Origin of the sequence: Ectopseudomonas toyotomiensis (assembly GCF_017167985.1) — a bacterium.
In the GTDB taxonomy this organism is placed as follows: Bacteria; Pseudomonadota; Gammaproteobacteria; order Pseudomonadales; family Pseudomonadaceae; genus Aquipseudomonas; species Aquipseudomonas toyotomiensis.
Window position 1 is genome coordinate 697,084 of the sequence record NZ_CP070505.1, and the last position, 26,369, is coordinate 723,452.

A 26,369-nucleotide genomic window follows, 5' to 3' on the forward strand; every position below is an offset into this window, starting at 1 on the left:
TCTCTTGGTCGACAGCGGCCCCCAACATAGTCCAGCTACTCCACCCTCTCCCATCTTTCAGCGTAAAGTCGCCACACCCCACACCTGCGGTTTCCGCTCAGACGAATGGGATCGAACAAGGAATCACCAACATGGACCGTTTACGCAGCATCGTCTCCGCCTTCGCGCTCTGCCTGCTCTCCCTCGCTCACGCCGACACGCGCCAACCTCAACCCTGCAACGCTGCATTGCTGGACTCACTGGCGACCCAACTGGGACAGCAAGGCTGGACGCCCCCTGACGGGCATGGCGACGGACCATTGGTGGCGGCTGCCTGCAAGTCTTGGCCGGATGATTCGGCGTTGTCCGTGGTGACCCTGGCTTACCGTGACGCCGAGGACACCACGCCAGAGGGCGAGCGCAATCTCAACTGGCTGGTGGCGAAGGTGGACGCGCAGAGCGGGCAGTTGCGCGAGCGACATGACGACTACCTTGGCGAAGATGCCGCACTGGAAATCGATGCTGGCAGCCTGTGGCTGGATACCGCGCGTTATCACCTGGCACCAGGCGTTCGCGCGTTCGGCGTGGTGATGCGCAGTGTCGCGCGCGGGGCAAGTTGTCCGGATGCCGGCTTCAATGACCTGCTGACGCTGGTGATGCCGCAAGGGCCTCGGCTAAGGCCGGTGTTTTCCACCTATCTGTACTCGTGGACGACGGTAAAAGGCACGTCCTGTGTGATGGACAGCGACTTCCAATCGGAGCAGGCCGACCTGACGCTGGGCCTTGGGTCCAAGCATGCCCATGGCTACGCCGACCTGGTGATAACCGCCCATGTTCGTGCAGGCCGGCAGGAGCCTGTGGTGCGCAAGGTAAGCACCACCGTCCGCTACGACGGCAAGCACTACCCGTTCGATCAATTCCCGAGCTTCTGGATGAGAGAGCCGCAGCCGTAACGACCAACAGGCAAAGACAGGTCAACCCCGCACTGCAGTCTAGACTCCTGAGTTTCAACCCAAGGTAGGAGACTCAGGATGACCAGCAAGAACACCATCTGCCTCTGGTACGAACGCGACGCGCTGGAGGCTGCGACTTTCTATGCCGAGACCTTTCCCGACAGCGCCGTGCTGGCCGTGCATCATGCTCCTGGCGACTACCCTTCCGGCCAGCAGGGCGATGTGCTGACGGTGGAGTTCAATGTGATGGGCATCCCCTGCCTGGGCCTGAATGGCGGCCCGGCATTCCAGCACAACGAGGCGTTCTCGTTTCAGGTGGCGACCGACGATCAGGCCGAGACGGATCGCCTGTGGCACGCGATCATCGACTACGGCGGCCAGGCCAGTGAATGCGGCTGGTGCAAGGACAAATGGGGTATCTCCTGGCAGATCACCCCGCGCATCCTCAGCGCCGCCATCGCCAGCTCCGATCGCGCAGCAGCCAAGCGCGCCTTCGAGGCGATGATGACCATGAGCAAGATCGACATCGCCAGAATCGAGGCAGCGTTGAAAGGTTGATCGGCAGGACCGATCAGGCGCGGGCGTTCTTCTTCTGCAGGATCAGCGACGCTTCGTTATAGGCGCTCTGGAAGGCGTCGCTGCCGATCCAGGTGATCGCGGCGTCTTCGTCTTCATCGTGGAAGATGCCGCGGTAGACGATCAGCAGGCCCATCATGAAATCGGTGGCGGCGTCCTCCGACTCCTCGGCGACCACCAGCTCCAGCACCGGGTATTGCAGGAATACCAGGCACAGGGCGAGCAGGCTGATGCCCTCGCCGGCTTTCATCGCCTGGAACAGGTCATCGAAATGCGCGGGATCGAAGCCATTCTCTTCGATGTCCTTGAAATCGAAGGTGCTCAGGTCGATCTCGACATCATCGAACGGCTCGTTGATCAGCGGGTTGGCGAGAATCGGGTGGACGACATTGGCCTGCGCCTTGGGCTTGCCCATGCGGTTCTGCCTGACTTTGGTCTTGGCCCGTTGGGCGCGCTTTTTCTGTTTGTCTGCGGATGCCATGGGGCGTTCCTCGTTCGGTACAGCCATGTGCATGGCGCGGAAAGTTCAGGCGCCATTGTATTCAGTCTTGGTCATGGCCTGCGGCTGAATTTGCAGACAGAGAGTCATGCATTGAAGAACGGGCTTGCCTCTTCGACTTCTACCTGTTTTCTTCGGGATGCATGGATGACGGGAGCCTGACCATGACGGACCGTGAACAACGCCACCACGACGGCTATGCGTTGCTGCGCCAGGCGGTTCCTGTCGAGTGGCTGGATGGCTTGCGCACCCTGTTCGATGCGGGTATCACCCCCTCGGATCAATGGCCGGTACCGCGCGGCGCAGACTGGCATCACTCACTGCTGGATGACGACGCCATGATTCAGGCCGTGTGCCGCCTGCCACAGCTGCTGGCAGTGGTCGGCGAGCTGATCGGCGAACGTTTCTTCCTCGCCCAGGTGGAGGGTCGTGAGCCACTGCCTGGTGGCGGTCATCAGCAACTGCATCGCGATCTGTCGGCGCAGCGCCCGGGCGATATCGCCAATGCCATGGTCTACTTCGACGACTACGGCCCAGGCAACGGCGCCACCCGTATCGTCCCGCACAGCCACCGTCCGCCTGCCGGCGAGCCCCCCTTCGACTTCAACGACGAGTCCCGCTCAGTGCAGCTTGCGGGTGCGGCCGGCGACATCCTGGTGTTCGATGTGGACCTGATACACGCCGGCAGCCTGAACCGGCTCGGCACACGTCGCCGCTCGATCCTGATCAGCTACTTCGCCGAGCCACTGTACGCGTCCTATCTGCAGACGCGCAGCCTGCGGGGGATTCGCATGGACGCGAGCGAACGCTTCGAACCTGCGGGTTTTCCTTGAGGTAGGTGTGAGCAAGGCGGTTGCTCGTGTCAGCAGGCGACACTGGCGTCTCTCGCCGGCGGCAGGCCGAACAGCCGGCGGTACTCCCGGCTGAACTGCGACACACTTTCGTAACCCACCGCGAACGCCGCACTGCTGGCGGTGGCGCCCTCCCCTGTCATCAGGCGACGCGCCTCAATCAGTCGCAGCTGTTTCTGAAATTGCAGCGGCGTCAATGATGTCTGGTTGCGAAAATGGTGATGAAAGGACGACGGACTCATACCGGCCACGGACGCCAGATGCTCCACCGGCAGCGGCCGGGTGAATTCGGTGCGCAGCACCTTCACCGCCCGTGCGATGCGCTGCGCATGGCCGTCCGGCCAGCCCAGGCGACTGATCGCCGGGCCATGTCGGCCAGCCAGCAGCCAGTAGTGCAGTTCGCGCACAAGCGAAGCATGCAGCACCGTCGCCGAAGCCGGGCGCTCGAGCAGTCGCATCAGGCGTAGTGCCGCTTCGGCGACTTCGCTATCGGTCGGTTCGATGCGGATGGGCTCCAGCTCCGCACTCGGCACCGCCTTCATCTCCTCCATCAATTCGGTGAGCAGTGCAGGATCGAGGTCGATCACCAGCGAGATGTACGGGACCTCGTGGCTCGCCTGGATGATCTGGCTGACCGTCGGTACGTCGGCGGTGATCAACAGCGAATCACCGGCGCTGAAGTTGAAGCTCCGGGTGCCCATCATGACGCGCTTGCTACCCTGCAACACCAGGCAGGCCAGAGGCCGGGTGATGGCGTAATCCAGCCCACTGGGCTCTGACGTGCGAATGATGGTCAAGCCGGGAATGGGCGTTTGGGCAAGCCCGCCGGGTTCGCCATGTCGATCCAGATAACCGCGGACGACCTCCAGCAGCGCTGCGCTCATCGTGGGCTCCTGATGCTGATCCAGAGCATGTCTTTTCCTCTTGGAGAAATAGGCAAAAAGCGTCGAGGTTTCGGTAACGACGGGGTTGCGCCACGAGCCACACAATGAAATCCCGTTCACCCATGAGAGGATTTTTACCATGACCAAGATCGCCATCGTAACCGGCTCCAGCCGTGGCCTCGGCCGCAACACTGCGCTGAACATCGCGCGTCAGGGCATCGATGTCGTCGTCACCTATCACAGCCAGGCCGACACCGCACAGGCCGTGGTTGCCGATATCCAGGCCCAGGGACGCAAGGCGGTTGCTCTGCAGCTCGACGCTGGCGACGTCAGCACCTTTCCGGCCTTCGTGCAACGCCTGCGCCAGGCGCTGAACGAGACCTGGCAACGCGACAGTTTCGACCACCTGATCAACAACGCCGGCCATGGCGACATGGCGTCGATTGCCGACACCACTGAAGCCCAGTTCGATGCCCTGGTGAACGTGCATTTCAAAGGGGTGTTCTTCCTCACCCAGGCGTTGCTGCCACTGATGGCCGATGGTGGTCGTATCGTCAATATCTCGTCCGGGCTGACCCGAGTGTCCTATCCCGGTTTCTCCGCCTACTCGGCGGTCAAGGGCGCAGTGGAAGTGCTCAGCCTGTACATGGCCAAGGAGCTGGGCAGTCGGGGTATCGCAGTCAACACAGTGGCGCCCGGTGCCATCGAAACGGATTTCCTGGGCGGAGCCGTGCGCGACATGCCGGAACTGAACAAGGTGTTCGCGGAGATGACGGCGCTGGGTCGGGTCGGCGTGCCGGACGACATCGGCCCGATGATCGCCAGCCTGCTCGGCGAGCAGAATCGCTGGGTCAACGCCCAGCGCATCGAGGTATCCGGCGGTCAGGCAATCTGAAGCCGAGACGCGCGCAAGGCCGGGGCGGGCGCACACGTGGCGCCCTGCTCCCAAGAGCTGGGCGCCAGCGAGGCACAGAGCCGCTCGGCATTGAAATCGAACCATCGCCGCCTACCGGCGGTCGATTGATTGAACGAGAGCGCCGGCCGCCGGGCCGAGGGGGGCCATCATGACCATTCGTTGCTTGCTCGCCGGGTGTTGCTGGTCCGAGGGCGTGACCATGCTGATGGGCAGGGAAACCTTTCTGTGTCAGTACTGCAGCCGCTGCGGCAGCCACCGCTACACACCGCAAAGCTGAACGACAGTAGGCGACCCATAGCCCCCCGCCCTGGCGCCAGTTACAGACGAAAGCGCGAGATGTTTTCCCGCAGTATCTCGCTGGTACGCGCCAGGCTTTCACTCTCCTGTTGCGTGCTCTGGAAAGCCGAGGCGGACTGTTCCGTACTGTCGCGTACAGAGATAATGCCCCGGCTGATCTGCTCGGCTACAGCGCTCTGTTGTTCGGAAGCAGTGGCTATCTGCTGGTTCATGCCGTTGATACGTTCGATCATGGCGACGATTCGTGCCACCGCCTCCCCCGCTTCAGACACACCGGATACTGATTGCGCGCTGGAGCCCTGGCAACGCTGCATGTAGGAAGAGGTTTCATCAGCTATCTTCTGCAGGCTGGCGATCAGCCCTTCGATCTCGGTGGTGGCTTCCTGGGTGCGCCGCGCCAGGCTGCGTACTTCATCCGCCACAACGGCAAAACCACGCCCTGCCTCACCGGCCCGAGCCGCCTCGATAGCGGCGTTGAGTGCCAACAGGTTGGTTTGATCGGCCACGGACTTGATGACGTCGAGGACGCTGCCGATGTTGCTGCTCTCGGCCTTCAGGCGACCCATGGCTTCGCTGGAGTTATCGATCACTTCGGCCAATTCACCGATCAGGCTCACCGCGTGGCCAGCCTTGCGCTGACTTTGCAGGGCCGCCTCGTCCGCCTCGCTGGCAGCCTGGGCTGCAGACTCCGCACTGCGCGCGACGTCCTGCACCGTTGCCGCCATTTCATGTACAGCAGTGACGATTTGCGCCACCTCACGCTGCGCGTTGGCCACGCTGGCAGCGTTGCGCAGGCTCGACTCGCTCAGTTCCTGACTGGAATGTGCCACCGTACGTGAAGAACTATCGATCTCCTGGGTGACCTGGCGCAGGTTCTGCTGCATGCGTTGCAGCGCGGCGAGCACACTGTTTTCCACAATGTCCACGGCTTTTTCCATGTTGCGCAGGTCGCCTTCGGCCACGCGCTGGGCAATCTGATTGAGATCGCTGGGTTCGGCCCCCAGAGCCTTGAGCAGATGGCGGCTGATCAAGTGGCCGAGCACGGCGGCGAGCACGAAGCTGAACACGGTGATCAACACCAGGACGTTGCGCTGGTGATGGTAATAGACTTCGTTGTCGACGACCCGCTGATCGGCCACCTCGTTGGTATGAACCAGGTACTCGTCGATCATGCGTGTCAGCTCTTCGAGCAGCGGCGTGCATTGCTCGCTGACCATGCGCATGGCTTGTGCATCTTCGCCTTTGAACAGATGCTCGGCGATGGTATGCGCCACCGGGCTGTAGCGCGCTTCGACCTGTTCGATGCGTGCGAGCATGTTACGCCCCACGTCCGAAACATCCTTGTGCGTGAGCATCGCTTCGCGCAGGGCCGCCAGACTGTCGACCACGTCCTTCTCGTACGCGGCTATGGACGCTCGGTACTGGCCTCGCGCTGCAGGCTCGGCATTGAGCGCGAGATTGCGCAGGGCGATGGCCCTGTCTTTGACCGTATCGCTGACATGGCTGGCCAGACGCGCCCGCGCCTCGACACCATTGATGTAGTCGGAGAACTCCCGATCAGCAGCCGCCAGGTTGTAGAGAGAGACCCCCGCGATTACCAGCATCAAAGCCAAAAGGCTGGCATAGCTGGCATAGAGAAGGCCGCGAGTGGAGAAGCGAGGGGTAGAAGATTGCATAAGAGCACCTGCCAAGAACGTGAGATGACATCAAAAGATCATTTGAGTGCACGCAAGAACTGGGCGATGGCCCGCTCCGTTGGCCTCCTGTCAATCAAGTCCCGCAACCTGATCAGCTGCCAGTGAACCTCACTCCCACAGCACATCGACCTGGCTTAACCGCCGACACTGTCCCTTCGGGGGAAACGTCGGTACCGGTACTTCGCAACTGTCAAAGGGCATCCTTCAGCAAGGAAAACGCAGGCTAGCTTTTTCAACCGCCTGGCAGACCTGTCATCTGAGTAGCAACTGTCCGATGCTCTCCAACACTGGATGCAGCGCGCTGCGTGGTTCCACTTAACGAAGCGCTCATGACTCCGAGCTTAGGACAAATCCCGGCCACACGCCTGGCTGTCCTGGTAATGGATAAAGAGCCGAGTGTCTGGCGCTACTGAAGGGGCTGATGAATTACCGATAATGGCTCTGAATGCGTGCCAGCTCACCCGTATCACGCAGATGCTCAAGCGCTCTGGCCCAGCTGGCTACCAGATCGTCGTCGCTGTCACGGCTGAAGGCGATATACAGCGATGAGCGATACAGCTCGATGGGCACACGCTTGAGGGTGCCCGGGGCGATACCCAGTTGGCGACTGTAGTAGGCAACGCCAGCATCCGTGTCGCCGATGATGACCTCGGTACGCCCGGCCAGCAGCATGCGGTAGAGCTGCCGACTCTCCGTTGCGCTCATGTCGAGGTTGTCGAACCCCATCGACGCCAACATCGTGGGCACCAGACCGGCGTGCCGGGTGGTTATACGTGGGGCGTGCAGCAACTGCTCCAGGGTGTGGATCGGCTGTGCTGCGGCGGCCAACTGGTAGGGATAGATGGATTCCTCGGCGATGGGCCCGACCCACTTGAACAAGGACTCGCGCTCTGGCGTGCGAAACATCGAATACATGATGGTTCTGGGCTGAGTCTGCAGTACACGAGAGGCACGCATGCTGGGCCTCATTCTGATCTCGAAGTGGTCGCCGGTCAGCGCCATGATGGCCCGCACTACCTCAGTGGCCATGCCGGTGATGTGCTCGTTCTCCCGGTAGTTGTAGGGCGCCCACTCCTCGGTGACGAGCTGATACGTCTCGGCTCTGGCAAACGCCCCCATCAGCAGGCAGAGCAGCGCGGCGATGAGTATCGAGTGCTTCACGGGCTTTACCTGCTGGAGGGGATGCGGTTCAAGAGCGGCTCTGATCAGGGGGGCTCGGCAAGCATAGACGCTATGCCAGTGTTGCAGCCTCATGGCCAAAGCCGAAGGTTAAAGTTAACCTTGAGCTCACGACGCTCCTGCCACGGTGATATACCCAGATGAAGATCGGCGAACTGGCGCAACGCACAGGCCTTGCGGCCTCGCGCATTCGCTTCTACGAAAGCATCGGCCTGCTCAGGCTGGTGGAGCGCCAGGCCAACGGCTATCGCAGTTACCCGGAACAGGCCGTACTGGTGCTTAACCTGATCACCACCGCACAGCAAGCGGGCTTCAGCCTGGACGAATTGCGCACCCTGTTGCCACAGGATCTGACGCAGTGGGAACACGGCAAGCTGCTCGATACCCTGCAGGCAAAAGTGAAGGACATCGAAGCGCTGGAACAGCGCCTGGCACAGAGCAAGGCGCATCTGCTGACGCTGATCGACGAGATCGAAAGCAAACCGGACGATATCGATTGCGCCAGCAACGCCAAGCGGGTGCTGTCGAAGATGAACCTGAGCGAGCCGAGCGAGACGCCCAAGCGCGCAAAGAAATAAGCGAGTGCTCGCTACATCTGTAGGAGCCTGCTCGCTGGCGATCTGCATGAAAGCACAGAGCATCGCCAGCAAGCTGGCTCCTACGAAAGCACTTGTCTCGCAGTCGACAAGGAAGCGTTTTTACTCCTGACTGAGCATCTGCGCCAGCGGCTCCGGCGCATAGAGCGCGCTCTGGAAATCCGGCACGTATTCGTACTTCATCATCTTGCCCAGCTTCAGTGACTCGATGTAGGTCGAGAGGCTGCCGTCGCCGAGTTTGAGGCTCACCGAATCCGCATTCGAGTTGGAAGCGTGACTCATCTGTCGGGAAACGGCGTAGCCATAGGCAAGCTCACCATCGTGACCAATATTGGTGAAACTATTGGTCACCCATTCAGGTTCGGTAGATACCTCAGCGAGTTTCTCCACCTCGAAGGTAACGTCGAGCTTGCCGGTTTCGCTATCGGCGATTTCGAAGACGAGACGCTTGTCGGTCTCGCGATAATCAATGGGTGTCAGCCACTTCGGCAGGTTGTAACCGACCACACCACGCACACGCGCCAGCTCGGTATTGACCGGCAGCTTGAGCACGTAACCCCAGAAGTCCTTGGACAGTGATTGCCCGACCAGGCTGATGGGCCCCAGGTTGGCATTGCCAGGCTTGTTGGTGACGATGGACAGCGCGATCTCGTTGTAGCTGTCGTTATCGCAGTAGTGATAGGCGTAGGCAGTGAAAGCGACTAGCCCCCTGCCCGGCCAGATCTGCAGTGGCTGCACTTGCTCCAGCACCTCTGTCGGCATCAGTTCACGTAGCCTGTCGAGGTCAGCGGTGAATACCGCGGTGACGCGTGTATTGCGGTAGTAGAAGTTCGGTGAGTAGGACTCGAAGCCCATGTCCACCTTGGTTTTCTGCAGACCGCGGAACCAGCTGAGATCGATATCCGGCGCTTCGGCAGCAATCACCGACAGTGGCGGATTGGAGTGAAAACGCTGGTAAAGCCCGCCCGCCTTCACCGGCACCGAATGGCCGGCAATATCGACTGTGGCAGCGGTCGCATCGGCCTCCTGTGCCCATGAGGGCATGGCGACGGCGTTGAGAATCACGCCTACCAGCAGTGCAGTGCGCTGGCGTTTCAGACGTTTAGTAAGCTCGGCAAACTGCTTCATCGTTGTTATCCGCGTTGAGAGATTCATAAGTGCCCTGCCCACCGGAATGGTCTCCGAGAAGCAGACGCGGCAACCCTAAGGTTAAACAGAACTTTAAGGTCAAGTAGCCAAACCGATGAGATTGTTTCAAAGCGGTAACGCGTTGAAGCGAGCGCAGATACCCATTGACATTAAAGTGAACTTTAAAGTTAAGGTCACCTCTGGCTCAACCGAGGAAGCCCCCATGACCCTGTTCACTCCCCTTGTCCTGCCCAATGGTTCGACCCTGCCCAACCGCATCGCCAAGGCGGCGATGGAAGAGAACATGGCGGATGCCGACCACTCACCGTCCGAGCATCTGATGCGCCTCTATCAGGCCTGGGCCGAGGGCGGGGCCGGCCTGCTCATTTCCGGTAACGTGATGGTCGACAGCCGCGCCATGACAGGCCCGGGCGGCGTGGTGCTGGAAGACGACGAACAGTTGGCGCGATTCGAACGCTGGGCGCGTATCGGCCGCGCCAAAGGGGCTCAGTTCTGGTTGCAGATCAATCATCCCGGCCGGCAGATGCAGTCCAACCTGGGCCAGCCAACCTGGGCGCCTTCGTCGGTAGCGCTGGAGCTCGGCAACCTGTCCAAGCGTTTTGCCACGCCGCAGGAAATGACCCCGGCGGTGATTCAGGACGTGATCGAGCGCTTCACCCGCACCGCGCAGTTGGGCGAGCAGGCCGGCTTCACGGGCGTGGAAATCCACGCGGCGCACGGCTATCTGCTCAGCCAGTTCCTGTCGCCACTGACCAACCAGCGCAACGACCAATGGGGCGGCTCGCTGGAAAATCGCGCGCGCCTGCTGCTGGAGATCGTCAAGGCGGTACGTGCCGTGGTGTCGCCGGGCTTCGCCGTGGCGGTCAAGCTCAACTCGGCAGACTTCCAGCGCGGCGGCTTCAGCGCCGAGGACGCGCAGCAGGTGGTGCGCCTGCTCAACGGACTGAATGTGGATCTGGTCGAACTGTCCGGTGGCAGCTACGAAGCGCCGGCCATGCAGGGCCAGGCCCGCGATGGGCGCACACTGGCACGCGAAGCTTACTTCCTGGAGTTCGCCCGTGAGATTCGTGCGGTGGCGAGCATGCCAGTCATGGTCACCGGCGGCATCCGCCGTGCACCGGTGGCGCAACAGGTGCTGGATAGTGGCATCGAGATGGTCGGCATCGGCACGGCCCTGGCCATCGACCCGAACCTGCCGCGTGACTGGCAGCTCGGCCTCGGCAGCGCTCCCCAGCTGCCGCCGATTACGTGGAACAACAAGGTGCTGGCCTCGCTGGCGAACATGGCGGTGGTGAAGTACCAGTTGCACCAGCTCAGTCAGGGCCGGGACTCCCAGCCCGGCGTATCGCCCCTGTGGGCGCTGGTGACGCAGCAGGTGAAAGACCTCTTCCGTACTCGCCAATATCGCCGTCGGATGGAGCGGCGACAGGCGCGCTAACCGCGCCTCACCACTCAGAACCTATTCACAGTCTGCTGCGCGTCGGCCCTACTACGTTAAAGACAGGCTCGGTCTGCTCACTGCGCGTCCTCGCCTGTTTGCGGAGCCACCATCGGTATTGTATGACTCTGGCTCGCGAGCTCGTGAACAGGCTCTCAGAACTCCAGCACCTGGCCATCCTGCGGAATCAGTAGCTCGACCTGCGCGCAGCTAGCGGCCTCGGCCAACGCCAGGCGGCTGACCGGGCAGTGGCTGATCGCCTCGAGGTGATTGGCAACCACTGCCGCGCCACTCAACTGGGCGAACTCGATCACCTCGTCGATGCCCATGATGATGTCGCCGCCCAGGTCGAAACGCGCACCACCTGCCGGCACCACACTGACGGCAGGCCGATGCTCGCGCACGCACGCCCGCACCGCGTTGGTGAGCAGCGTATCGCCGGCCAGATAGAGGCTCGGCTCGCCCGGCATTTCGATCAGAAAACCGACACCGTGCTCCATCAGGCGCCCGACCAGACCACGGCCATGGGTGCAGCGGATGGTGCGGATACGGCCACCCAGAAAGGGGCCAGGATGCTCATGCGCTGGCAATAACGCCTGGACGTTCAGACCACGCTGTCGCAGGTAACTGGCGTCGTGCGGTGTGCAGATCACCGGAATCTGCCGTTCGCGTAGCCACTTGGTGCCAGCACCATCCAGGTGATCGAAATGACCTTTCTGGCAATGAGTGATCAGGCAGTGCGTGACCGACTCCAGCGCGGCCCGAGCGCCAACCGGCAGCTCCACCAACGGGTTGCGCTGGCGTGCGCCGAACAGGCGCAGCGGTGGCAAGGCGCCTTGGCGGGCCAGCATGGGATCGACCAGAACGCGGTGCTGGCCGAACTCGACGATGATGGTGGCGTTGCGCAGTTGCTGAATCTTCATGAAAAGCCCTCGGGTTCTGGGGGCTCCATGCTGCCTATCCAGCGCCAGGGCAATAATGGCAGCATTGGTCATCTTCGATTCATTTCAGGCCATCACCTCATGCGCATTGGTTTGCTGCTGTATCCCGATTGCATGCCTGCCGGGCTGTTCGCCTTCGCCGATCTGCTGCACGCTGCCAATCGCCGAAGTGGACGACAACTGTTCGAGGCTATCTACGTCGCCCAGCACGCCGGGCCCGTGCCATGCGCCCATGGGATGAGTCTGCAGGCAGGCGCGGCGCTCAATCCACGCGAACTCGATGCCCTGCTGATTCCGGGCTTCTGGGCCGAGTCGGCAGAACAGGCAGAGGCGGTGCTGAGCGGCAATGCCGCACTGATCAAAGCGCTGTCGTCCATCGGTAAACGCGTCCAGCTATGGAGTTACTGCACCGGCGTCGGCCTGCTTGCAGCCAGCGGCCGTTTGCACGGCCAGGCGGCAACGGTGACCTGGTGGCTGGCGGATACGATGCGTGAACGCTTCGGCCGGGTGCGCTGGCAGAGCGAGAGCAGTTGCGTGTTCGCCCTGGGCGTAGCCACTGCATCCGGGGTGAACGGCTACCTGCCCATCGCTCAGGGCGTGATCGAGCAACACCTCAGCGAACAGGCCTTCAGAGACATCAGTCAGCTGATGGTGCTGCCCCGTCCGGCCGTCCCGCACAGTGCGTTCCAGAGCGCCAGCCTGATGCAGCAGCCCGTGGGTCTGTTGCGCCGCCTGCATGCCCTGATCGAACAGACGCCTGCCGAGCAACTGACGGTGCAGATGCTGGCGGACCAACTGGCGATGTCCGCACGTACCCTGGCGCGCAAGGTAAGCACGCAAACCGGTGAGCCGGTGGCGAGCTACGCGCGGCGCATCAAGCTCTACCAACTCAGCGAACGCCTGGCCATGACCTCGTCGCCGCTAAGTACCCTGAGCGCTGAACTGGGTTTCAGCAGCCCGGCAAACCTGCGGCGCATGTTCAAGGCGCTGACCGGGTTGACCCCTGCGCAATATCGCCAGCAGTACGGGCGTCAGTAGGACACAGAGACTTGAAACGGGGTTTCCTGCCCAATTCTCATCACTGAATATTTCAAGATGATTCAAAACGTCCCAGGCAGGAAACGACCAAATAAGAATTCCACCGTTCGTTGCACTAAAAGAACAGTCCTTTGCCAAATCCCCGGTTTAATTAGCTTGCTAACGAGGCGTATAAACGAACTGCGACATATCGCCGCATTCGTATTTCTAGGAGACAAGCATGAACGTGATCGTGCATGAGCGTGACAACGAACATCTTTCCCGTGAAGCCCGTGCCATGGGGATTGTGGTCTGGGATGTGATTCAGAATGGAGAGCTGGTGGGTATCTTCCCATCCCGGGACGAAGCCGATGCCTACCGCAAAGCGCTGGAAGACGCGCAACCGCAAGGATAAGCAGAGGCTGTTGCCGTTTCGATCGAAACGGCAACAGCTTCAGACAAGCGCTCAGCCCGACGCACCCTGCGCCCTCAGCCGAGCCACCGACGCTACCCCGCCAACCGCCCGCAAGCCCCGACAATCGCTCGACGGCCAATAACGCAGGCACCGCACCACCTGCTGCCAGAACCTCGAGCGTTCAGGTGCGTACCCCGGCAACTCGCGCGGCAGTAACAACTGCGATGCCAGATAGCCGACCTCCATTTCGCCGTGCTCGTAACTTCCAGGCGAGCTATGCGCATCGCCTGCTTCAACATCAGCCCAGACGTAACGACGTTCAGATCGAATGTTCATCAGTTCGGCCCTCTTACAGATCAAGCACCAGGGGCTGCACGCCATCCTCACCCTGCGCCGGCACCGCACAACAGATCAGCACACTATCGCCTTCCGGCAGCTCGGCTGGCGGGTTCGGGTAATGCACCTGGCCGCTGACCAGGCGCGTCTTGCAGGTGCCGCAGGAACCGCCACGGCAGCTGAATTCGGGCGTCAGGCCACGACTTTCTGCCAGCTCCAGCAGGCTGCCACCCTCCGGCATCCAGCGTGCTTCCTTGGCCGAAGTGGTGAAGTACACCGGTACCGGCTCAGTTGCCGCTGGAGGCTGCACGAAGGCGTCGGTCTGACCCTCCGTGCGACGCTTCAGTGTCGAGGGGCCGAACGCCTCGGCGTGGATGCGTGCGTCGGCGACGTTCAAATCGCGCAGGCCGTCGTAGATCGCCTGGGTAAAGGCGGCCGGGCCGCACAGGTAGAAGTCGTAGTCGTCGAACGATAGCGCCGCCTTGATCTGCGCCAGTTCGATGCGCCCGTGCTGCTCGTAGTCGCGCCCGAGTACTGCGCCCTGCTCCGGCGCACTGAGTGCACGGTGAATCTTCAGCAAACCACCCGAGCGTTGCACCAGCTCGCGCAGCTCGGACTGAAACGGCAGGTCGCCCAGCGTCCGCGCACCCTGGAATAAATGGATGCGTTTGCCCTGCCCCAGCGCCACCTGCTCGCGCAGCATCGACAGCAACGGCGTGATGCCGACGCCGGCACCGATCAGCACCAGCGGCCGGTTGCTGTCGCTGTTCAGGGTGAAGCTACCTAGCGGCGGACGTACTTCCAGCACATCGCCGACCTGAACCTGTTCGTGCAGATGCCGCGAAACCACACCCTGCGCCTTGACGCTGATGCGCAACTGACCGTCCGAAGGCGCGCTGGACAGGCTATAGGTGCGCAGCAGGGTGTCGCCCGTGGCGGTGGTGATACGAATCGGCAGGTGCTGACCGGCGGCGAAGCGCGGCGCAACGCCCTGCTCCGGCGCCAGCACGAACGAGCGAATATCGCTGCTCTCCTGCTGCAGGCTGAGCACGCGCCAGCGCTGCCACTGGTTGCGCTGCTCACGTTCGCGCAGGCGCGCATCGGTTTCTGCCCAGGTGCCGGTCATCAGGCTGGTCGGCGCATATTCCTCGAAGGCCCAACGCAATGAAGTCGCGGCCGGGCGCAGCACCACCTGCTCGACGTCGAGTGTCCATAGCCGTTCGGCGCCTTCGAAGAGGTTGATCAGCGGACTGTCGAGGAGTATTTCGACACGGCCGCCCAGTTGCAGCACGTCGCCCGTGGTGAAGTCGACGAACAGCAGGCCCGCGCGCGGATTGACGCTGAGATTGCCCAAGGTGTTGAAGAACAGGTTGCCGGCGTAGTCGGGGATGGTCAGGCGATTGCCCTCTACCCGCACGAAGCCGGCACGCCCCCCCCGGTGCGAAACATCCACCGAACGGCGGCCATCGTCATGCTCGACATAACTGGCGACGAAGAAGGTGTCGGCGCTACGGATCATCTCGGCAGTTCGCGCATCCAGTTCGGTCGCCTGCAGGCGTTCGACGCCCCGCTCGGGTACGCGGCGATACTGGCGCAACTGGATGTACTGCGGGCAGTTGCCGAAGGAGTGCTCCACGGTGATGTCCAGACGCTGTGCAGAGGCCTGATGAATATGCCCATTGATGCGATTGCGCCGCCGCGTATGCAGCTCTATACCGAGCAGGCCAATGGCCTCGCCACTACCGAGGCCAAGGGTGGCCGGGTCGAGCGGATCGAGCGCCATGGCGGCGAGATCGAACGACAGCTGACGTGGATCGGGCGAGGTGACGAAGCCCTCTTCGCCTTCGATCAAGGTGGCCCAGGGCTGGCCTGCAGCATCCACGGCAGCGGCGATCATGAAGGGCAGTTGATGGTAGAACTCGCGGTGCTGATCCGGCATGTAGTCGCGGATCACCTTCTGTCCGAGCACTTCCATGCGTTCGCCGACGCCGACCTTTTCCTGCAGTTGCTTTTCACCGGCATGCCAGGGCGAGTGCCGATGGCTGGGAAGCTGTTGCATGTTCTGCCCTCCTTCAGAGGTGCTGCCGGTGTACCCGGCAGCGTTTGCGTATCAGGCTTGCAGACCGGCGGCGGTACGCGGCATCGGCACGAAACCTGGCAGTGCCTCGATGCGGGCCAGCCAGGCGCGGATGTTCGGATAGGGTTCCAACGAGACGTTGCCCTCCGGCGCATGGGCGATGTAGGAGTAGTTAGCGACGTCGGCGATGCTCGGCTTGTCGCCGGTGAGGAATGGGGTTTCGCCCAGCTCGCCTTCCATCACAGTGAACAGCGCGTGGGCGCGGTTGATCACTTCTTCGGTGTTGAACGAGTAGCCGAACACGGTAACCAGGCGCGCGGCGGCAGGGCCGAACGCGACCAGGCCAGCAGCCACCGACAACCAGCGCTGCACACGGGCCGCAGCAGCGGGCTCCTGCGGCAGCCAGTCGTCATTGCCGTAGCGCTTGGCCAGATAGACAAGGATGGCGTTGGAGTCGCTGATGATGGTGCCGCCGTCATCGATGGCCGGTACCTGGCCGAAGGGGTTGATAGCCAGGAACTCCGGCGTCTTGTGCTCGCCCTTGGCCAGATCGACGAAGATCAGCTCGGTGGGCAATTGCAGCAGCGAGAGCATCAGCTCGGCGCGGTGAGCGTGGCCGGAACGAGGAAAGTTGTACAGCTTGATGGCGGGACGGGACATGGCGATGACTCCTTAGAGCGTGATTGGATAAGGTCACCGCGAGACGACTGGCCTTCGCGACGATGGGGCCATGTTCGCCCCATCCAATCCCGATAAGAATCACCACAGAGGGCAATCCACTATTTCACTTTCTGCAATTACCTCATTTCAGGCCTGAAACGCCGGATGGGCACGCAGACGCGGCACGGCGAAATCGAGGAAGCTGCGTACCCGCGCTGCGGCCCGGCGCCCTTCGCGGTAGTAAAGCTGCACCGGCACGGGCGCTGCGGCGAAGTTTTCCAGCACCGCCTGCAACTGCCCACTGTGCAACTCCTGATAGGCCTCGTAGCTCAGGCAGCGGGTCACGCCGAAACCGGCGAGCGCCGCGCGGATCGCGGCCTGCGGCGTGCTGCAGGTCAACCGCGGCGCGAGCTTCACCGCGCCATCCACAAAGCGCCATTCCCCCGCATGGCCGGTCGAAGAACGAGCGATGGTGCGGTGTGCGTGCAAAGCCTGCGGGTTGGCGGGCCAGCCCCAGCGCTGCAGATAGGCAGGTGCCGCACAGACCAGCGGTCGCGCCCATCCCAACGGCACGGCGAAACCGGACGAACTGGGCAGATGGCCGACCACCACGGCCAGGTCGATGCCCTCCTCCAGCAACCTGGGCGACTCTTCGCGCGCCAGGGTGGCCAGGCTCACCTCGGGAAATTCCGCCAGGTAGTCGACCACGATGGGGGTCAGCACCTGATGCGTCATCAATAGCGGCAGGGCCAGGGTCAGTTGTCCGACGGGGTTGGCGTGCAGGCCGGTCACGGAGCGCTCGGCCTCCTCCACCCGCTGCAGGATACGCTGGCAACTCTCGGCGAAAGCGGTACCCGTCGGGCTCAGGCTCACACCGCGCGGCCCGCGCAGGAGCAGAGTGCTGTCCAGACGACTCTCCAGCGCAGCCACGATACGCATCACCGTGGCCTGCGACAGCTGCAACTGCCGAGCAGCCGCGGCCAGGCTGCCCGCCCGGGCCACGACGAGAAACACCTGCATCTCGCGATGAGCGTTCATGAAACAGGCGCTGCACCAGCTGCGCGCAGGGCCGGGTCGGCACGAAAACTGGCAGCGCAGTGGTCGACGAAGGTGCGCACCTTGGCCGAAACCTGGCGACCGCCCTGGTGAATGATATGCACCGGCAAGGCCGGCGGCTCGAACGCCTCGAGCACCAGCTCGATCTCACCGCGCGCCACCGCGGCAGCCACCTGGTAGGACAGCACGCGGGTATAGCCCCAACCCAGGCGCGCCACGCTGATTGCCGCCTGGTTGGAGCTGACGGTGAAGCGGGGTTGCGGCATGAAGCCGAACGGGCCGTCCGCGCCGACGAACTGCCAGTGCGACAGCAGGGTGCTGGCGCTGGACATGACGATGGGCGCAGCGCGCAATTCATCCGGGTGGCGCGGGCGCCCGACGCGGTCGAGAAAATCTGGCGATGCGCATACAACCGGGCGGATCTGCCCGACCTGCAACGCCGGGTGATCGCCCTCGGGCAGCGAGCCGATGCGCACTGCCACGTCGATGCCCTCCTCCATCATGTTCACCACGCGGTCGACCAGCAGCGCATTGACCTCCACGTCCGGGTGGGTATCGAGGTACTGGGCGATGCGCGGAATCAGGAACAGCTCGCCGAACATCACCGGCGCGGTCACGGTGAGTCGTCCACGCGGCCGCACACTGCCACCGGCGGCCAGCTCCTCGGCCTCCTCCAGCTCCAGCAGGATGCGCCGACAGTCCTCGACATAACGCTGGCCAGCCTCGGTCAGGCGCAGGCTGCGCGTGCTGCGGGCCAGCAGCAGCGTGCCGAGACGTGCCTCCAGCGCGGCGATGGCGCGAGTGACGCTGGGCGGCGAAATGCCCAGCAGCTTGGCGCCGCCGGCGAAGCTCTCGGCTTCGGTCACCGCCAGCAGCACTCTCATTTCCTGAAACCGATCCATCGTCACCGCCTGCTTTTCTGTTGCATCGGCACAGAGTAACCCAAGCCGTAGCGGCGGCAGGGCTCAACGGCGGCTGAGTGCCAGACGCGCAGCAAACAGAACGAAGATCAGCCCCGTGCTGCGATCCATCCACTTGATTACCACCTCGCGCCGCAGCCAGTGGCCGAGCGGCTGGGTGGCACCGATCAGCAGCAGCGCCCAGACCAGGCTGAGCGCCACATGAATGCCCACCAGGCCGAATGTCCAGGCGATCAGCGGCTGCCCCTGCGGGATGAACTGCGGCAGGAAGGACACATAGAAAATCCCCACCTTGGGGTTGAGCACATTGCCCAGCAGACCGCGCAGGAACCAGTTGGCATCGGGTGTGCCGCTCGCCTGCGCGGGTGCCAGCGAGGTACGCGGGCGCAGCAGCATGTTTAGCCCGAGCCAGGCCAGATAGGCCGCACCGCAATACTTGAGCAGGTTGTAGCCGAATTCGGAAACCGCCAGTAGCGCGCCGAGGCCGAAGGCCACCGCCGCGCCCCACAGCAGGCAACCGGCATTGATGCCCAGCGCCGCACGAAACGCCTGCTGCCGCCCCTCGACAGCCGCGGTACGCAGCACCAGCGCCGTGTCGATCCCCGGCGTCAGGGTCAGCAGCGTGGCCGCCAAGGTGAAGGCGATAAGGTTTTCGGCAAAGGGCATTCGCAGGCGCTCCGTTTACAGGGCAGAGCGCGAGTATAAACAGCGCATCGCTGACCGTCGTGGGGGGCCAGCGATCCCGTAGGGTGCGCCGTGCGCACCGCGGTTCGTTCATGCGATGCGTGTTGCCGGTGGTGCGCGCGGCGCACCCTACGTCGTTTAGCCGCGATAGGCCTCGAACAGCCCCGTGGCGCCCATGCCGCCACCCACGCACATGGTGACGATGCCGTAACGCAGCTCGCGGCGCTGCAGCTCGCGCACCAGGTGGCCGACCTGGCGCGAACCGGTCATGCCGAACGGATGGCCGATGGAGATGGAGCCGCCATTGACGTTGTATTTCTCGTTGTCGATCCCGAGCGTGTCGCGGCAGTACAGGCACTGCGAGGCGAAGGCTTCGTTGAGCTCCCACAGGTCGATGTCGGCCACGCTCAGGCCCCTGGCCTTGAGCAGCTTGGGCACCGAGAACACCGGGCCGATGCCCATCTCATCCGGCTCGCAACCGGCCACGGTGAAGCCGCGGAAATAGGCTTTTGGCTTGAGGCCCAACTCCAACGCCTTTTCCAGACTCATCACCAGGGTCATCGAGGCGCCGTCGGACAGCTGCGAAGCATTGCCGGCGGTGACGCTGCCAGCCGGGTCAAATGCCGGTTGCAGCTTGGCCAGGGATTCCAGGGTGGTGTCCGGGCGGTTGCAGTCATCAGCCTCGACCACGCCGTCGACGATCTTCTTCTCGCCGGTCGTCTTGTCTTCGAGCTGATACTTCACCGACATCGGTACGATCTCGTCGGCGAACAGCCCTTCGGCCTGGGCCCGCGCGGTGCGCTGCTGGCTCTGCAGGGCGTAGGCGTCCTGGGCTTCGCGGGTGATGCCATAGCGGTTGGCGACGATCTCGGCGGTCTTGCCCATGGGGTAGTAGATGCCGGGGTTGTCCTGCTGCAGCAGCGGGTTGAACAGGTTGTCCATGTTCATGCTTTTCAGGGTCATGGTGATGGACTCGACGCCGCCGGCGACGATGATGTCGCTGCAGCCGGACGCCACCTGGTTGGCAGCGATGGCAATGGCCTGCAGGCCCGAGGAGCAGAAGCGGTTGAGGGTCATGCCCGCCACCGGATTACCCAGGCGTGAGAGCACGGCGACGTTGCGGCCGATGTTCATGCCCTGCGCCCCCTCGTTGGAGCCAGCACCGACGATGCAGTCATCCACCAGCTTCGGGTCGATGCCGTTGCGCACCAGCAGCGCATCGACACAATGGGCGGCCATGTCGTCCGGCCGGGTCATATTGAACTTGCCGCGGAAGGACTTGGCCAGGCCGGTCCGTACGCTATCGACGATCACCACTTCACGCATGACGCACCTCGTTGTTATTGGATGGCGAATAGCGTGAAGATAAATCCAGCCGATCCCTGGGTGCGACCATCATTGATCTGGCGTATACGAGGCGATGCAGGGACGTAGCCCGGATGCAATCCGGGGCCATAGGGAACGATACAAAAGCATCGCGGCTGAAGCCGCTCCCACGGTTGCGCTACAACCTGGGGGAGCGGCTGGGCGGCACTCCGCTATAGCCGTGACAAGGCATCAATCCTTGGCGAACGCCGCCTCGATGGCCTCGTTGATGGTGCGCAACACCTTGACCCGGGCGAAGCGCTTGTCATTGGCCTCGATCAGCGTCCAGGGCGCGATCTCGGTGCTGGTGCGGTCGACCATGTCGCCCACTGCGTCGCCGTAGTCGTCCCACTTGTCGCGGTTGCGCCAATCCTCTTCGGTGATCTTGAAGCGCTTGAACGGGATCTGCTCGCGTTCCTTGAAGCGCTCCAGCTGCGTCTGCTGGTCGATGGCCAGCCAGAACTTCACCAGGATCACCCCTGCGTTGGTCAACTGCTCCTCGAAATCGTTGATCTCGCCGTAGGCACGCAGCCAGTCGGCCTGGCTGCAGAAGCCCTCGACCCGCTCCACCAGCACACGCCCATACCAGCTGCGGTCGAAGATGGTGAATTTGCCGCGCGCCGGGATGTGCCGCCAGAAGCGCCACAGATAGGGCTGGGCACGTTCTTCCTCGGTCGGTGCCGCGACCGGCACGATGCGGTACTGACGCGGGTCGAGGGCACCGGTCACACGGCGGATGGCGCCGCCCTTGCCGGCGGCATCGTTACCTTCGAATGCCGCGATCAGGGCGTGCTTGCGCATGCGCTTGTCACGCATCAGGCCAGACAGACGCGCCTGCTCGGTGGCCAGCTGCTCCTTGTAGTCGTCCTTGCTCAGTGCCTGGGTCATGTCCAGGCTGGCCAGCAAACCGCGATTGTCCAGACTGGAAACCAGCGGCGCAGCATGCGGTTGCAGCTGGGTACGCTGCGGATTGGCCAAGGCCGCCTGCAAGCCTTCGAGCAGGATGCGCCCGACGGTGAGGCTGCGGTAATAGTGATCGACTCCCTCGACCACATACCAGGGCGCATAGTCACGGCTGGTGCGGCGCAGCACACGCTCGCCGTAGCGCACGAACTTGTCGTAGGTCTTCGATTGCTGCCAGTCCAGCGGGCTGATGCGCCAGCTGTGCAGCGGGTCGTCCTTGAGCGCTTCGAGCCGCGCCTTCATGTGCTTCTTGGACAGGTGAAACCAGAACTTGAAGATCAGCGCGCCCTCGTCGCAGAGCATGCGTTCAAGGCGCTCGGCACCATCGATAGCCTGGTCCAGCACCGCGTCCTTGAACTTGCCGTGCACCCTGCCCTGCAACATCTGGCTGTACCAGTTGCCAAAGAACACGCCCATGCGTCCCTTGGGCGGCAGTTGGCGCCAGTAGCGCCAGGCCGGCGGCCGCGCCAGCTCTTCGTCGGTCTGTATATCGAAGGTGCTGACCTGAATCAGCCGTGGGTCCATCCACTCGTTGAGCAGTTTCACCGTCTCGCCCTTGCCGGCCCCCTCGACGCCGTTGATCAGTACGATCACCGGAAAACGCGCCTGCTGCTTGAGCTCGTACTGCGCCTCCAGCAGCGCCTCGCGCAGTGCCGGCTCTTCGGCCTCGAACGTGGCCTTGTCGATACTGCGGCCGATTTCGGCGGACTCGAACATAAAGCAACCTCCCTGGAATGATCCTCACAGCCTAACGGAACATCCAACGCTTTGCCCGCTGACACCAGCGCCGCGACACCTGTGCACGGTAGAATCGCCGCACGATCCAGCGGAACCCAGCCATGTCAGACACCCATCACGCCCAGCTCGACTGGGACGAGCGCGGCCAGCCTCTGTCGCGCAGCTACGACGACATCTATTTCTCCCAGGAAAACGGCCTGGAAGAGACGCGCTACGTTTTCCTCGCCAACAACGATCTGGCGACACGCTTCGCCGCTCTCGCCGACGGTGAATGCCTGAACATCGGCGAAACGGGTTTCGGCACCGGGCTGAATTTCCTCTGCGCCTGGCAGTTGTTCGAGCAACAGGCACCCGCTGGCGCGCGTCTGCACTTCGTCAGTGTCGAAAAATATCCGCTGCATCACGACGACCTGCAGCGCGCCCTGGCCCTGTGGCCGGAGCTTGCACCGTTCAGCACAGAACTGCTGGCGCAGTACCGCGCCATTCACCCCGGGTTCCAGCGCCTGTTGTTGGCGGGTGGTCGGGTGGTGCTGACATTGTTGATCGGCGACGCGATGGAGCAATTGCCGCAGTTGGATGCGCGCATCGACGCCTGGTTTCTCGACGGCTTCAACCCGGCGAAGAACCCTGAAATGTGGACGCCCGAGCTGTTCGCCGAACTGGCGCGACTGTCTTCTGCGGGAACAACGCTGGGCACCTTTACCAGCGCTGGCGTGGTGCGCCGGGCGCTGAACGCTGCCGGCTTTCAGATGCGCCGTGTGCCCGGCCTGGGCAAGAAATGGGAGGTGCTCAAGGGCCACTTCATCGGCAACCCGCAAGGCGAGGGCAAACCCTGGTTCGCCCGCCCCGCCCGCCCCGCGCCGGAAAAACACGCGGTGGTGATCGGTGCAGGTCTGGCCGGCTGCGCCACTGCCGCCAGCCTGGCTGCGCGCGGCTGGCGAGTGAGCCTGCTGGAGCGCCACGCGGCGGTTGCCTGCGAGGCCTCGGGCAACCCGCAGGGCGTGCTCTACCTCAAGCTCTCGGCCCATGGCACCGCGCTGTCACGGTTGATCGTCGCTGGCTTCGGCCATACCCGCCGGCTGCTCGAACGCCTGCAGCGCGGTGCCGACTGGGACGCTTGCGGCGTGCTGCAGCTGGCCTTCGATGACAAGGAAGCCGCGCGCCAGGGCAAGCTTGCCGCCGCCTTCCCTGCCGATCTACTGCATTCCGTGGGGCGCGAGCAGGCCGAAGCGCTGGCCGGCATTGGTCTGCCGGCTGGTGGTCTGTTCTACCCCGACGCCGGCTGGGTACACCCACCGGCGTTGTGCCGGCACCTGGTGCAACACCCATTGATCGAACTGCGCCCCTACCAGGAGGCGCTGAGTCTGAGCCGGCAGGATGACCGCTGGCGCGTCGACGGGCCGAGCGGCACGCTGGTCGAAGCCCCGGTGCTGGTACTGGCCTGCGCCGCCGAAATCGGCCGCCTGTTGCCGGATGCGAACCTGCCGCTCAAGCGCATCCGTGGGCAGATCAGCCGCCTGCCGGCCAACGCGCTCAGCAGTCAACTGCGCACCGTGGTCTGCGCCGAAGGCTATGTCGCGCCGCCACGCGACGGTGAGCACACCCTGGGTGCCAGCTTCGACTTCCACAGCGACGACCTCACACCCAGCGTGGCCGAGCATGCCGGCAACCTGGGGCTGCTGCGGGAAATTTCCACGGACCTCGCCGAACGCCTGGACGCACAGACACTCGACCCAGCGACGCTTGAAGGCCGCGCCGCGTTCCGCTGCACCAGCCCGGACTACCTGCCAATAGTCGGTCCGCTGGCCGATGCCGAGGCTTTTGCCGAGACCTATGCAGTACTGGCCAAGGACGCCCGCCAGGTACCGGACGCCCCCTGCCCCTGGCTGCACGGCCTGTACATCAACAGTGGCCACGGCTCACGCGGGCTGATCAGCGCACCGCTTGCCGGCGAGCTGATCGCTGCCTGGCTGGAGGACGAGCCCCTGCCGCTGCCACGTGAGGTGGCCGAGGCCTGCCACCCCAATCGCTTCATGCTGCGCACGTTGATTCGCGGCGCCGGCTCGCCCACCTGAGGCTTGGCGAGCCAGTCCTTGCTCAGAAGCTCAGGCTGGTCTGCACGTACAACGTGCGCGGTTGGCCTAGATACTTGCCGCGGTTGGTATCGGTGGAGCGGGTGTAGTACTGGCGATCCAGCAGGTTCTTGACCCCAGCGGCGAGCGTCAGGCCATTGCCGAAATCGTACTCACTGCGGGCGTTCCAGCTGGCATAGCCGGGGATCTCTCCCAGCGCGCCGTCGGTACTTTCCTCACGGGTGTTGGCGGAGTCGGCGAACTGACGGGTCTGTGCGTAACCGTCCAGGTTCCACACCCAAGGGCCGCTGGCGTAACGCAGGCCAAGCGTGGCGACCTGACGCGAATAGAACGGCACGTCATTGCCCTGATTGGGACCATCCTCCTCGCGCGTGGCCTTGGTCAGCACCAGCGAGGCATAAACGGAAAGTCCCGCCAGACGGGGGTCGAGAGCGGCGAAATCGATGCCACCGGCCAGCTCGGCGCCGCGGTGACGGGTCTCGCCAGCATTGCGCCACACGGCATTGGTCAATTCCAACTGATCGTCGAAATCGATGCGGAACAGGGTCAGCTCAGCGTTCCACAGACCATCGTCATATCGCGTGCCCAGCTCGTAGGTATAAGCCTTCTCGCCTTGCAGATCGTTTTCCTGGGACAGTTGAAAATACTGGATGCTGCCGAATGACGTATTGGCGTTGGCATACAGCTTCCAGGCATCGGACAGGTGATACATCAGGTTTAGCGACGGCAGCGGTTCGCTGTAGCGCTGCTTCTGATCCACGCCGCTGAGACGATTGCGCGAGGTCACCCGCACCTGTTCGTAACGCAGGCCGGGGGTCAGGGTCCAGCGGCCGATATCGATACGGTCGTCGATGTACAGAGCGTGCGCCTCGGTGCTGGCACTGCTCGAAGCGGCCAGACGACGCGGCACGCTGTACGGGTTGCCGCCGCTGCCGAAGCCGATGCGATCGTAGCGTTTCTCGGCCGAGTCTTCCTCGGTGTAGCGATAGCCGACACCCAGCTCGTGACTGCTGTCGCCAACGAACAGCACCTGAGAATAACGCGGTTCGATCCCGAACACCTCGTAGTGACGGGGGAACTCACGCAGCCAGGTGAGGCTGTCGGCACCATTGTTGGCCAGCACTGCGCCCCGGTAACTGGTGTTGTAGAAGCTGGTGACCTCGAAGCTGCTCAAGGCATCCGGGCTGCGCTTGTACTTGATCACCGCCTGCTTACGGTCCCCCTCGAAATTGTCGTACGGGCGATTGCTGGCATAGGGATCATGGTCGAACTCGGCAGCGCTAAGGCCGCCCGGCATGTCGGCGTCGGCGCGGTAGTACTGCAGGCTGCCGGACAACTCGTCGATCTCGCTCAGGGCGTAACGGTACTTGAGCATCACATCGTCGATGCGCGTGCCACTCTGCTCGCGGTAGGTATCGCCGCGCACACCCGAATACAGCAGGGCCATGCCCAGACCGTTGTCCGCGGTGCCACCAAGAAAGGCACTGCTGCGGTTGAGGAAACCACCCTGCGCCGGCGCCGACTCGCTCTGGAAGCTGACCTCGCGCGCCAGCTCCTCGGGAATCCCGCGGGTGACGAAGTTGATGATGCCGCCGACGTTCTGCGGGCCATAGCGCACCGCGCCACCGCCACGCACCACGTCGATGGACTCGATGTTGCCCAGGCTGGTAGGCGCCAGCGACAGCTGCGGCTGACCATAAGGCGCCACCGCCAGGGGTACACCATCCTGCAGGATGGTGGCACGCGGCGACAGTCGCGAGGTCAGACCGCGCGTACCGACGTTGAGGGAAATATCGCTGCCGCCGGTGCCGTTGCTGTCCTGCACCTGCAGACCGGGTACACGACGCAAGACCTCGCGTACGCTGCTCGCACCGCTTTCCTGGATCTGCTGGCGGCGCAGCACACTGCGCGCACCGGCGTGGTTGAGTACGTCTTCCTCGCTCGCCTCACCAAGCCAGTCGCCCACCACTTCGGTGCCTTCCAGTTCCACACGCTCGGCCACGGCGGGCAGATGGGTAAAGGCCAGGGCTACGCCCAGCGCCAGGTAACTGCGTCTGACGACACACATGTGAATCGCTCCCCCAGTGAAC

The 26,369-nt window shown here is 63.2% G+C and carries 24 protein-coding genes; 10 read left to right on the top strand and 14 right to left on the bottom strand.

The window, feature by feature from the left end; translation table 11 throughout:
• The first annotated feature begins 131 nt into the window (after positions 1 to 131).
• Both JWV26_RS03095 and JWV26_RS03100 read left to right on the top strand, forming a co-directional pair.
• Complete coding sequence (locus tag JWV26_RS03095) at positions 132 to 932, top strand: PA3715 family protein (protein WP_206418368.1); 801 nt, start codon at positions 132 to 134, stop codon at positions 930 to 932.
• 78 nt (positions 933 to 1,010) lie between these two features.
• Positions 1,011 to 1,490 (top strand): VOC family protein, encoded by a 480-nt coding sequence (locus JWV26_RS03100; protein WP_206418369.1) that lies wholly within the window; start codon positions 1,011 to 1,013, stop codon positions 1,488 to 1,490.
• Positions 1,491 to 1,503: 13 nt separating this feature from the next.
• On the opposite strand, the gene JWV26_RS03105 is transcribed toward JWV26_RS03100, so the two are convergent.
• Positions 1,504 to 1,989, bottom strand: coding sequence for a hypothetical protein (locus tag JWV26_RS03105; protein ID WP_206418370.1), 486 nt, complete (start codon positions 1,987 to 1,989; stop codon positions 1,504 to 1,506).
• A 182-nt stretch (positions 1,990 to 2,171) separates the two neighbouring features.
• Between JWV26_RS03105 and JWV26_RS03110 the strand changes: the two genes are divergently transcribed.
• Positions 2,172 to 2,840, top strand: coding sequence for a phytanoyl-CoA dioxygenase family protein (locus JWV26_RS03110; protein ID WP_206418371.1), 669 nt, complete (start codon positions 2,172 to 2,174; stop codon positions 2,838 to 2,840).
• A 29-nt stretch (positions 2,841 to 2,869) separates the two neighbouring features.
• On the opposite strand, the gene JWV26_RS03115 is transcribed toward JWV26_RS03110, so the two are convergent.
• On the bottom strand, positions 2,870 to 3,742 hold the full coding sequence (locus JWV26_RS03115) for an AraC family transcriptional regulator (RefSeq protein WP_017674949.1): 873 nt from the start codon (positions 3,740 to 3,742) through the stop codon (positions 2,870 to 2,872).
• Positions 3,743 to 3,881: 139 nt separating this feature from the next.
• On the opposite strand from JWV26_RS03115, the gene JWV26_RS03120 reads away from it, so the two are divergent.
• Together JWV26_RS03120 and JWV26_RS24625 are read left to right on the top strand one after the other, a co-directional pair.
• Positions 3,882 to 4,637: an SDR family oxidoreductase gene (locus tag JWV26_RS03120; RefSeq protein WP_206418372.1), complete on the top strand. Its 756-nt coding sequence runs from the start codon at positions 3,882 to 3,884 to the stop codon at positions 4,635 to 4,637.
• A gap of 220 nt (positions 4,638 to 4,857) precedes the next feature.
• Complete coding sequence (locus JWV26_RS24625) at positions 4,858 to 4,935, top strand: hypothetical protein (protein WP_420890307.1); 78 nt, start codon at positions 4,858 to 4,860, stop codon at positions 4,933 to 4,935.
• 40 nt (positions 4,936 to 4,975) lie between these two features.
• Here JWV26_RS24625 and JWV26_RS03125 read toward each other — a convergent pair whose 3' ends face one another.
• Both JWV26_RS03125 and JWV26_RS03130 read right to left on the bottom strand, forming a co-directional pair.
• On the bottom strand, positions 4,976 to 6,631 hold the full coding sequence (locus JWV26_RS03125; protein WP_206418373.1) for a methyl-accepting chemotaxis protein: 1,656 nt from the start codon (positions 6,629 to 6,631) through the stop codon (positions 4,976 to 4,978).
• Positions 6,632 to 7,078: 447 nt separating this feature from the next.
• Complete coding sequence (locus tag JWV26_RS03130) at positions 7,079 to 7,813, bottom strand: substrate-binding periplasmic protein (protein ID WP_206418374.1); 735 nt, start codon at positions 7,811 to 7,813, stop codon at positions 7,079 to 7,081.
• A 158-nt stretch (positions 7,814 to 7,971) separates the two neighbouring features.
• Between JWV26_RS03130 and JWV26_RS03135 the strand changes: the two genes are divergently transcribed.
• Positions 7,972 to 8,409, top strand: coding sequence for a MerR family transcriptional regulator (locus JWV26_RS03135; protein ID WP_074916888.1), 438 nt, complete (start codon positions 7,972 to 7,974; stop codon positions 8,407 to 8,409).
• Between the two features lie 120 nt (positions 8,410 to 8,529).
• On the opposite strand, the gene JWV26_RS03140 is transcribed toward JWV26_RS03135, so the two are convergent.
• Positions 8,530 to 9,555, bottom strand: a complete 1,026-nt coding sequence (locus JWV26_RS03140; RefSeq protein WP_196458536.1) for an acetoacetate decarboxylase (ADC) — start codon at positions 9,553 to 9,555, stop codon at positions 8,530 to 8,532.
• Between the two features lie 223 nt (positions 9,556 to 9,778).
• Here JWV26_RS03140 and JWV26_RS03145 point away from each other — a divergent pair, with 223 nt between their 5' ends.
• Positions 9,779 to 11,014 (top strand): NADH:flavin oxidoreductase/NADH oxidase family protein, encoded by a 1,236-nt coding sequence (locus JWV26_RS03145; RefSeq protein WP_206418375.1) that lies wholly within the window; start codon positions 9,779 to 9,781, stop codon positions 11,012 to 11,014.
• Positions 11,015 to 11,169: 155 nt separating this feature from the next.
• Here JWV26_RS03145 and JWV26_RS03150 read toward each other — a convergent pair whose 3' ends face one another.
• Positions 11,170 to 11,937, bottom strand: coding sequence for an MBL fold metallo-hydrolase (locus JWV26_RS03150; protein ID WP_206418376.1), 768 nt, complete (start codon positions 11,935 to 11,937; stop codon positions 11,170 to 11,172).
• A 99-nt stretch (positions 11,938 to 12,036) separates the two neighbouring features.
• Here JWV26_RS03150 and JWV26_RS03155 point away from each other — a divergent pair, with 99 nt between their 5' ends.
• Entirely contained in the window at positions 12,037 to 12,993 is a 957-nt protein-coding gene (locus tag JWV26_RS03155) for a GlxA family transcriptional regulator (RefSeq protein ID WP_238597207.1), read from the top strand.
• A 220-nt stretch (positions 12,994 to 13,213) separates the two neighbouring features.
• Positions 13,214 to 13,387, top strand: coding sequence for a hypothetical protein (locus JWV26_RS03160; protein ID WP_206418377.1), 174 nt, complete (start codon positions 13,214 to 13,216; stop codon positions 13,385 to 13,387).
• 349 nt (positions 13,388 to 13,736) lie between these two features.
• On the opposite strand, the gene JWV26_RS03165 is transcribed toward JWV26_RS03160, so the two are convergent.
• From JWV26_RS03165 to pap, 7 genes are all read right to left on the bottom strand, one after another.
• Positions 13,737 to 15,782 carry a 2Fe-2S iron-sulfur cluster-binding protein gene (locus JWV26_RS03165; RefSeq protein ID WP_206418378.1) on the bottom strand — a complete coding sequence of 682 codons (2,046 nt, stop codon included), beginning with the start codon at positions 15,780 to 15,782 and terminating at the stop codon, positions 13,737 to 13,739.
• Positions 15,783 to 15,833: 51 nt separating this feature from the next.
• On the bottom strand, positions 15,834 to 16,460 hold the full coding sequence (locus JWV26_RS03170) for a glutathione S-transferase family protein (RefSeq protein WP_017674960.1): 627 nt from the start codon (positions 16,458 to 16,460) through the stop codon (positions 15,834 to 15,836).
• Positions 16,461 to 16,607: 147 nt separating this feature from the next.
• The gene (locus JWV26_RS03175) at positions 16,608 to 17,498 is read right to left on the bottom strand and encodes a LysR family transcriptional regulator (RefSeq protein WP_206418379.1); all 891 of its coding nucleotides are present in this window, start codon (positions 17,496 to 17,498) and stop codon (positions 16,608 to 16,610) included.
• A complete protein-coding gene (locus JWV26_RS03180; RefSeq protein ID WP_093050200.1) occupies positions 17,495 to 18,418 on the bottom strand; it encodes a LysR family transcriptional regulator in 924 nt (307 codons plus the stop codon). The genes JWV26_RS03175 and JWV26_RS03180 overlap by 4 nt, the downstream gene beginning before the upstream one ends.
• Before the next feature lie 63 nt (positions 18,419 to 18,481).
• Positions 18,482 to 19,102, bottom strand: coding sequence for a LysE family translocator (locus JWV26_RS03185; protein ID WP_196458518.1), 621 nt, complete (start codon positions 19,100 to 19,102; stop codon positions 18,482 to 18,484).
• 156 nt (positions 19,103 to 19,258) lie between these two features.
• Positions 19,259 to 20,446, bottom strand: coding sequence for a thiolase family protein (locus tag JWV26_RS03190; RefSeq protein WP_093050194.1), 1,188 nt, complete (start codon positions 20,444 to 20,446; stop codon positions 19,259 to 19,261).
• 231 nt (positions 20,447 to 20,677) lie between these two features.
• Complete coding sequence (gene pap / locus JWV26_RS03195; RefSeq protein ID WP_072425766.1) at positions 20,678 to 22,165, bottom strand: polyphosphate:AMP phosphotransferase; 1,488 nt, start codon at positions 22,163 to 22,165, stop codon at positions 20,678 to 20,680.
• A gap of 122 nt (positions 22,166 to 22,287) precedes the next feature.
• On the opposite strand from pap, the gene mnmC reads away from it, so the two are divergent.
• Entirely contained in the window at positions 22,288 to 24,261 is a 1,974-nt protein-coding gene (gene mnmC, locus JWV26_RS03200) for a bifunctional tRNA (5-methylaminomethyl-2-thiouridine)(34)-methyltransferase MnmC2/FAD-dependent 5-carboxymethylaminomethyl-2-thiouridine(34) oxidoreductase MnmC1 (RefSeq protein ID WP_093050188.1), read from the top strand.
• Positions 24,262 to 24,283: 22 nt separating this feature from the next.
• Here the strand turns inward: mnmC and JWV26_RS03205 are convergent, their stop codons facing one another.
• On the bottom strand, positions 24,284 to 26,347 hold the full coding sequence (locus JWV26_RS03205) for a TonB-dependent receptor family protein (protein ID WP_206418380.1): 2,064 nt from the start codon (positions 26,345 to 26,347) through the stop codon (positions 24,284 to 24,286).
• Positions 26,348 to 26,369 lie beyond the last annotated feature (22 nt).